The organism is Paenibacillus sp. FSL R7-0652 (genome assembly GCF_038595045.1).
Taxonomy (GTDB): Bacteria; Bacillota; Bacilli; order Paenibacillales; family Paenibacillaceae; genus Paenibacillus.
On sequence record NZ_CP152001.1, the window covers coordinates 130,255 to 137,500 of the forward strand.

The following is a 7,246-nucleotide window of genomic DNA, read 5'->3' on the forward strand; positions in this document are numbered from 1 at the left end:
ATGATGAACATGACCAGTTCTTGTGCCGGAGGGTCTTTTTTTGAAATAAACAACATAAGGCTTTATGAACATCATTCCTTATAGATTTTTTGAAAATCATTCTTTTCCCCAATCCCCGGATTTGTTTGAACCTGCGCTCCATAGCCGGTCTTCCCGGATCGATCGCCCCATGTTAGGAGTTCACTCATTAGCGGATCATGCCATGATATGGCCACTCCACCCGGAAACTTACACACAAAGACAAGTATTTGCATTATAACGGTTACATTCCGTACAATGGACAGAAGAGAATGTGGTTAGAATCGCCCTCTGCAGCTTAAAGAGCTGACGAAGCTATCCATTTGACGGACTCATTAATTGAATAGGTGGTTATTATATGGATCTACAAATTTCCGATTTGGAAGAAATGAAACTAACGGACCTTTATAAGCTGGCGAAAAAATACCAGATTCCTTATTATGGGACCCTCAAAAAGAAAGAATTAATCTTTGCTATACTTCGTGCACAAGCGGAACAGAGCGGTTTGATGTTTATGCAGGGCGTGCTTGAAATTTTACCTGAAGGGTACGGTTTCTTGAGGCCGATTAACTACCTGCCGAGTACAGAAGACATCTATATCTCTGCTTCACAGATTCGGAAGTTTGATCTGAGAACGGGTGACCTTGTATCAGGTAAATGCCGAACGCCAAAGGAAAATGAAAGATATTTCGGTTTATTGCAAGTCAACGCTGTGAATGGTGAGAATCCATCGGCGGCTGCGGAAAGACTTCACTTCCCGGCATTAACCCCATTGTATCCGCAGAAAAAACTGGTTCTTGAAACATCCCCGAGCCATTTGTCCACACGTATCATGGATGTGCTTGCCCCGGTAGGGTTGGGACAGCGTGGATTGATCGTAGCACCTCCCAAAGCCGGTAAAACGCTTCTCCTCAAAGAAATTGCCAACAGCATCTCAACTAACAATCCTGAAATTGAACTATTTGTCTTGTTGATTGATGAACGTCCAGAGGAAGTTACGGATATGTCTCGTTCGGTAAAAGGGGAAGTTGTGGCTTCTACGTTTGATGAGCTGCCAGAGAATCATATCAAGGTAGCGGAACTGGTGTTGGAACGTGCGCTGCGGCTTGTTGAAGCCAAAAAAGATGTTGTTATTCTGCTGGACAGCATTACACGACTTGCTCGTGCATATAACTTGGTCATTCCACCATCAGGACGTACGCTGAGTGGTGGTATTGATCCGGCGGCGTTCCATCGTCCAAAGCGTTTCTTCGGTTCTGCTCGTAATGTGGAGGAAGGCGGTAGCTTGACCATTCTTGCAACAGCGCTGATTGACACCGGTTCACGTATGGATGACATTATATATGAAGAATTTAAAGGTACAGGAAATATGGAGCTTCATCTGGATCGTAAATTGGCTGAACGCCGTATTTTCCCTGCCATTGATATTCGCCGTTCCGGTACTCGCCGGGAAGAGGTGCTGCTCAGTAAGGAAGAGCTGGATACAATCTGGGCAATTCGCAAAAATATGAATGATTCTCATGACTTTGTGGAAGGCTTCCTGAAAAAACTGCGTAACAGCAAAACCAATGCTGAGTTCCTGGCTGCGTTTGATGCAGCTGGCAACAGTCCTTCCAGCAATTCAGGAACGACAACGACTCGCCGTTCGCCCAGACAGACAGCTACCTCGGGAACATCGAATTAACATTAGATTCCCGAGTCTGATTTTATATTTTATGCAGGCTGACCGTAACTGTTTAGTAATATAATAATTTGCTGCAGGTTTAAATACGCTGCATTTCAGTACACTTGTCGTCAGGTTTAACCTAATAGATGTGAGGAGAACATCATGTATTTAGTATACGCAGATGAAAAAGGTAATGTATTTGATCATCCTTCCCTGTACGGACTCGCCCGCAGTGGAGATATGATCGTGGAAATTATGGAGGATGAACTCATTCCTCTGCCAGAAGGCGCAACATTAGTCGGGCTTCCAAGTACCCGGCCGATTGGTATGGACCCGGATACAGGCGAGATGCTGCCACTGCCAAGTGACACACAGGCCGTAGGCGCACTGCTTCCGCAAGGCTTTACACGTCTGTGCTTGCCCGGTTACGTGAAGACAGACAAAGAATACAAGCTCCCATTGTTCGGATATTCGGCAGTTGTATGGAAAGATGGAGGGTTCTACGTGACGGCTTCCCAATCCGATACCCCGGAGAAATGGAACCCAATGAACTGTGATCGTGACGATGTGCGTTCCGGGGTTAAACGGTTTACCGAGAAGTATCCCGAGAACCGCCTCTATACCCATCTATCTAACTGTGCGCTTGGTTACGAATGTCTTACTTCCTCCAATACTTTCTTGAATCGGTGGGAAGGCGGCGTGCCGGTATCCTATTCCTGTAACGCAGGCTGCTTCGGCTGTATTTCGGAACAGCCGGATGACAGCGGCTTCGTATCGCCGCAGACGCGGATGAACTTCCGTCCGCGTGTCGATGAGATCGTTGAAGTCATGCTGGAGCATCTGAAAACGCCGGAATCCATTATTAGCTTTGGACAGGGATGTGAAGGAGAGCCTTCCACACAGGCCAAGCTGATTATTGAAGCGATCCGGGAAGTGCGCTCTATTACAGATATGGGGTACATCAACATCAACACCAATGCCGGTTTGAATGATCATATTCGCGGAATTGTAGACGCCGGACTTGATCTGATGCGTGTAAGTACGATCAGTGCACTGGATGATCATTACAATGCGTACTACAAACCACGTGGATATACACTTGCTAACGTAGAGAAGTCCATGAAGTATGCTGCTGATCAAGGTGTATACACGTCCATTAACTATCTGATTTTTCCAGGTGTGACGGATCGTGAAGAAGAGATTGAAGCGATGATTGAGTTTGCCCGTCGAACCAATCTGCGATTAATTCAAATGCGTAATCTGAATATCGACCCGGAGAGTTATCTGGAGTTAATTCCGCCAGCACAGGGTGACATTCTTGGAATGAAGCAGATGCTGGAAATCTTCGCCGAAGAGCTGCCGGATGTAGTTATCGGGTCTTATACCCATGTTCCACCAGCAGGGATGGCTCGTCCCAAAAAGCTGATCACCTCCTGAACTATTTAGATTGCAACCGGATTTAGGCCGTGTTATAATCTGCTGTGTTGTGCCATTTACTCTGGGTCCGCTTGAGGCTCAGGGCGGAAAGAGGTGAAAGGTAATGAAAGAAGCAATTCATCCTAAATACACGATTGGTCAAGTATCCTGCGCATGCGGTAATACTTTTGAGACTGGTTCGGTTAAAGACGGACTTCGTGTAGAGATTTGCTCCGCGTGCCACCCGTTCTTCACAGGTAAACAGAAGTTTATCGATGCTGGCGGCCGTGTGGATCGTTTCAAAAAGAAATACGGAATCTAATCGTACAATTCCCTGTGAGTTGTCTAATTATTGTATCCCAATCACCCCTGCTGTTCTGGCAGGGGTTTTTAGTTGTTTATTTTCAGTGATGCACGTTCGTTTCCAGTTTGCAGCTGGTTGCAATTTGGACTGCCTTACGTTATACTATTTCTTACCGTGCTAGATGGGGAGGTAGCGGTGCCCTGTAACTCGCAATCCGCTATAGCGAGGTTGAATTCCTGTTAGAGGTTTTGTCGATGTGAGGTTTGGTCCCTGAACGTGGTGTTGACGGTTGGGTCCTCCGCAATGAGTACTCATGAACCTGGTCAGGTCCGGAAGGAAGCAGCCATAAGTGAGATCACTCTTGTGCCGGAGGGTTGCCTAGCCCGAGCTATTGTTCAGGGGTGCCGCTTGGATCGCAAATATCGATAGCAGGTGCACGGCTTAATTTTTCAAAATGTAGAGACCTTTGCAGCGTTATGGATGCAGGGGTCTTTTTTGATATGTTAAAAAACCGCCTATAAATGAGTCAGATAAAGTTTGGATTCACCCTGGAATATAGTATAATGGGGTGACGACAACGGACTCGAATGCGAAGTGGAAGGAAGGTAACGCATCATGGAGCATATCGCGTTATACCGGGCGTGGCGTCCTCAGTCGTTCCAGGATATGGTGGGACAACAGCATATTATTCAGACTTTGCAGAACGCGATTCGTGAACAGCGAACTTCCCATGCCTATTTGTTCAGCGGGCCCCGAGGGACGGGGAAGACAAGTGCGGCCAAAATATTGGCCAAAGCTGTAAACTGTGAACGCGGACCTGCAGCTGAGCCTTGTAACGAATGTGAGGCTTGCCGCCGAATTACGAGTGGCGCTGTGATGGATGTGCAGGAGATTGATGCTGCCTCCAATCGGGGCGTTGAGGAGATCCGTGATCTTCGGGAAAAGGTGAAATATGCCCCGACCGAAGTCCGGCAGAAAGTTTATATTATCGATGAAGTGCATATGTTGACGACGGAAGCGTTCAATGCTTTGCTCAAAACATTGGAGGAACCGCCGCCGCATGTGATGTTTATTTTGGCAACGACAGAACCGCATCGACTACCGGCTACCATTATATCGCGCTGTCAGCGATTTGATTTTCGCCGGGTATCTCTCGACGAGCAGACAGCCAGACTGACCTTGATCTGTGAACAGGAAGGTATGGAGGCGGATCACGATGCGCTGCAGTACATTGCGCGTTTATCGGATGGAGGGATGAGGGACGCGCTCAGCGTGCTGGATCAGATCTCCTCATTTACAGATGGACGAGTAACGTATCAGCAGGTTATGGACATGACCGGCGGCATTGCTTCCGAGCAGTTTGCCAAGCTCGCAGCCTCTTTGCTTAAAGGGGATGTCGGTCATATTCTGCAGATGATTGAAGGATTTATGCATGAAGGCAAGAGTGCAGACAAATGTATGGAGAATCTGCTCTATTATTTCCGAGATTTGCTGATGATCAAGATGGTGCCGGATGCGGACAAACTGACGGATCGGGTGCTGAATCCTGAATCGTTTCGAGATATGGCGGAGTCATTCACTAAAGAACAGCTATTCCAGATGATTGACACGCTGAATCGTTATCAGAGCGAGATGAAATATGCCGTCCAGCCGCAGACATTATTTGAGGTGGCGCTGCTTAAACTGTGCAGTATCCCTGCCTCTGGCGGAGGAACTGCTCAGGTTGGGGCGCCATCCCCATCGGCGCCGGCAGATACCGGAGAGATTAATCGCTTGAAACAGCAGCTTGCCGAACTCGAGAAAAAGCTTGATCGGGCGCTTAAAAGCGGTTTGTCGGGTGGAGAATCTGCTTCAAATGCGCCTGCCCGCCCAGCCTCTCGTGCGCCGATGTCTAGAGCCAATGCGCCGGCAAAGCTGCCGGCCCATCTGGACCAATACGTTGCGCGCAAAGGGTCTCCGGAGTTTGCGGAGATCAGCAAAAAGTGGAGCCAAATCCTGCAGCGTGTCAAAGAGGAGAAGGTCACGGTTCATGCCTGGTTTATGGATGGAGAGCCGGTTTCGCTGCTTGAAGATAATGTGCTGGTTGCTTTTAAGAACAACATCCACCGTGAGACAACGGAGAAACAGGCGAATCGTGATGTCATTGAGCGTGTGCTTTCCGAACAGCTTGGGCGTCCGGCAAGACTTGTCACGATGATGCTCAAGGATTGGACGGGTGCGATGGAAGGAGCTTCTGAGGCGCCAAAGGAGGATTTTAAGCTTGAACCTGAGCATGAAGACGGCGGTTCAGGCGATAAACAGCCTTGGATTGATGAAGCGATCCAGCTATTTGGTGAAGACCTTGTAGTCATTAAAGAGTAGTACGTTTGAATGTAAAGTGTATAATTTGAGATAACCATACTAAAGGAGATGACGGATATGAATAACATGAACCAAATGATGAAGCAAGTGAAGAAAATGCAGGAGCAGATGCTGAAGGCACAGGAGGAGCTTGCGGACAAAACCGTTCAAGGAACTTCTGGCGGTGGAGTAGTGACTGCTGAGGTTAACGGACACAAAAAGCTGCTTTCCATTACGATTAAGCCTGAAGCAGTAGATCCTGATGATGTTGAAATGCTTCAAGATCTTGTGATGACTGCCGTTAATGATGCTATGGCCAAAGCAGACGAAATTGCTAATAAGGATATGGGTAAATTCACAGGCGGCATGAATATTCCGGGATTGTTTTAATTTAAACTGATCCTGTCAAAAGGGGACACAACTGATTGTATTATCCTGAACCGATAGCCAAGCTGATTGATGCCTTCACCCGTCTGCCGGGTGTAGGTCCGAAGACAGCTGCGCGTTTAGCTTTTCATGTGCTTAACATGAAGGAAGATGACGTTATTGATTTTGCCAAAGCGCTCGTCAGTGTGAAGCGTAATCTTCATTACTGCTCGGTGTGCTGTAATATTACGGATACGGACCCATGCCGGATATGTCAGGATAAGTCGAGAGATGGTTCTGTAATCTGTGTAGTCCAGGATTCAAAAGATCTGGTGGCTATGGAGCGTACCAAAGAATACGATGGATACTATCATGTGCTGCAGGGAGCAATCTCTCCAATGGAGGGGGTTGGTCCGGATGACATACGTTTGAAAGAGCTGTTGACCCGATTGTCTGATGAGCGTGTCAAAGAATTGATTTTGGCAACGAATCCGAACATTGAGGGCGAGGCTACTGCAATGTACATCTCGCGTTTGGTGCGTCCGTTTGAGATTAGTGTGACCCGTATTGCTCATGGACTGCCTGTGGGTGGAGATCTGGAGTATGCGGATGAGGTTACCCTCTCGAAGGCGCTGGAAGGGCGCAGGGAAATGCGCTAAGGGAACAAGCAGCTGCCCAGCAAGATGGGACTGTATTGATCATGAAATTAAATAGCTATAAGATTATAGGATTTCAGGAGAGGGCCGTCGCCCTCTTCTTTTTTTATGTGTAAAAAGATATGTCCAAGTTCTAAGTTTGTCCTTCCCTTGATATGTATGAGAATGTGCTGTTCAGACGATGAGGGAGGGGTCTTTATGCTGATGTGGCGAAGAACACAGAGGTTGGGGGATAAACGGAAGAGAGAACTGGCGGAGTTGGAAGCGGAACAGATCTATTCAGATGTGCAGAAGGCTAAACATGAGTGGGAGCGTGCGATGAGACAGTTTGAGGATGCGCTGGGAGAGGATGAGATTGACTATGCCATCTATGTGCTTGAAGCAGCCGAGAGGAAATATCAGATCCATCTGAAGCGAGCTAAAAGATTAATTGAGGTTAATGAAGCGGTTACTGACAAAGAGGCCAGCATGTAGACAGAG

General features: G+C 47.6%; 7 protein-coding genes and 1 other RNA gene. All 8 read left to right on the forward strand.

What is annotated here, in order from left to right; genetic code table 11:
• Positions 1-376 precede the first annotated feature (376 nt).
• Positions 377-1,702, forward strand: coding sequence for a transcription termination factor Rho (rho, locus tag MKY97_RS00600; protein WP_111273529.1), 1,326 nt, complete (start codon positions 377-379; stop codon positions 1,700-1,702).
• Positions 1,703-1,846: 144 nt separating this feature from the next.
• On the forward strand, positions 1,847-3,121 hold the full coding sequence (locus tag MKY97_RS00605) for a radical SAM protein (RefSeq protein WP_342553664.1): 1,275 nt from the start codon (positions 1,847-1,849) through the stop codon (positions 3,119-3,121).
• A 103-nt stretch (positions 3,122-3,224) separates the two neighbouring features.
• On the forward strand, positions 3,225-3,422 hold the full coding sequence (gene rpmE, locus MKY97_RS00610; protein ID WP_056698168.1) for a 50S ribosomal protein L31: 198 nt from the start codon (positions 3,225-3,227) through the stop codon (positions 3,420-3,422).
• A 154-nt stretch (positions 3,423-3,576) separates the two neighbouring features.
• Positions 3,577-3,844: signal recognition particle sRNA large type (ffs, locus tag MKY97_RS00615), an RNA gene on the forward strand.
• Between the two features lie 175 nt (positions 3,845-4,019).
• On the forward strand, positions 4,020-5,765 hold the full coding sequence (dnaX, locus tag MKY97_RS00620; protein ID WP_342553665.1) for a DNA polymerase III subunit gamma/tau: 1,746 nt from the start codon (positions 4,020-4,022) through the stop codon (positions 5,763-5,765).
• 57 nt (positions 5,766-5,822) lie between these two features.
• Positions 5,823-6,134: a YbaB/EbfC family nucleoid-associated protein gene (locus MKY97_RS00625; protein WP_342553666.1), complete on the forward strand. Its 312-nt coding sequence runs from the start codon at positions 5,823-5,825 to the stop codon at positions 6,132-6,134.
• A gap of 35 nt (positions 6,135-6,169) precedes the next feature.
• The gene (gene recR / locus MKY97_RS00630) at positions 6,170-6,769 is read left to right on the forward strand and encodes a recombination mediator RecR (protein ID WP_342553667.1); all 600 of its coding nucleotides are present in this window, start codon (positions 6,170-6,172) and stop codon (positions 6,767-6,769) included.
• 195 nt (positions 6,770-6,964) lie between these two features.
• Positions 6,965-7,240, forward strand: a complete 276-nt coding sequence (locus tag MKY97_RS00635; RefSeq protein ID WP_342553668.1) for a DUF2508 family protein — start codon at positions 6,965-6,967, stop codon at positions 7,238-7,240.
• Positions 7,241-7,246: the final 6 nt, after the last annotated feature.

Bases quoted from the DNA above. Each gene is read 5' to 3' on its own strand.
- rho (WP_111273529.1), top strand. From the start codon at position 377: ATGGATCTACAAATTTCCGATTTGGAAGAAATGAAACTAACGGACCTT.
- MKY97_RS00605 (WP_342553664.1), top strand. From the start codon at position 1,847: ATGTATTTAGTATACGCAGATGAAAAAGGTAATGTATTTGATCATCCT.
- rpmE (WP_056698168.1), top strand. From the start codon at position 3,225: ATGAAAGAAGCAATTCATCCTAAATACACGATTGGTCAAGTATCCTGC.
- dnaX (WP_342553665.1), top strand. From the start codon at position 4,020: ATGGAGCATATCGCGTTATACCGGGCGTGGCGTCCTCAGTCGTTCCAG.
- MKY97_RS00625 (WP_342553666.1), top strand. From the start codon at position 5,823: ATGAATAACATGAACCAAATGATGAAGCAAGTGAAGAAAATGCAGGAG.
- MKY97_RS00635 (WP_342553668.1), top strand. From the start codon at position 6,965: ATGCTGATGTGGCGAAGAACACAGAGGTTGGGGGATAAACGGAAGAGA.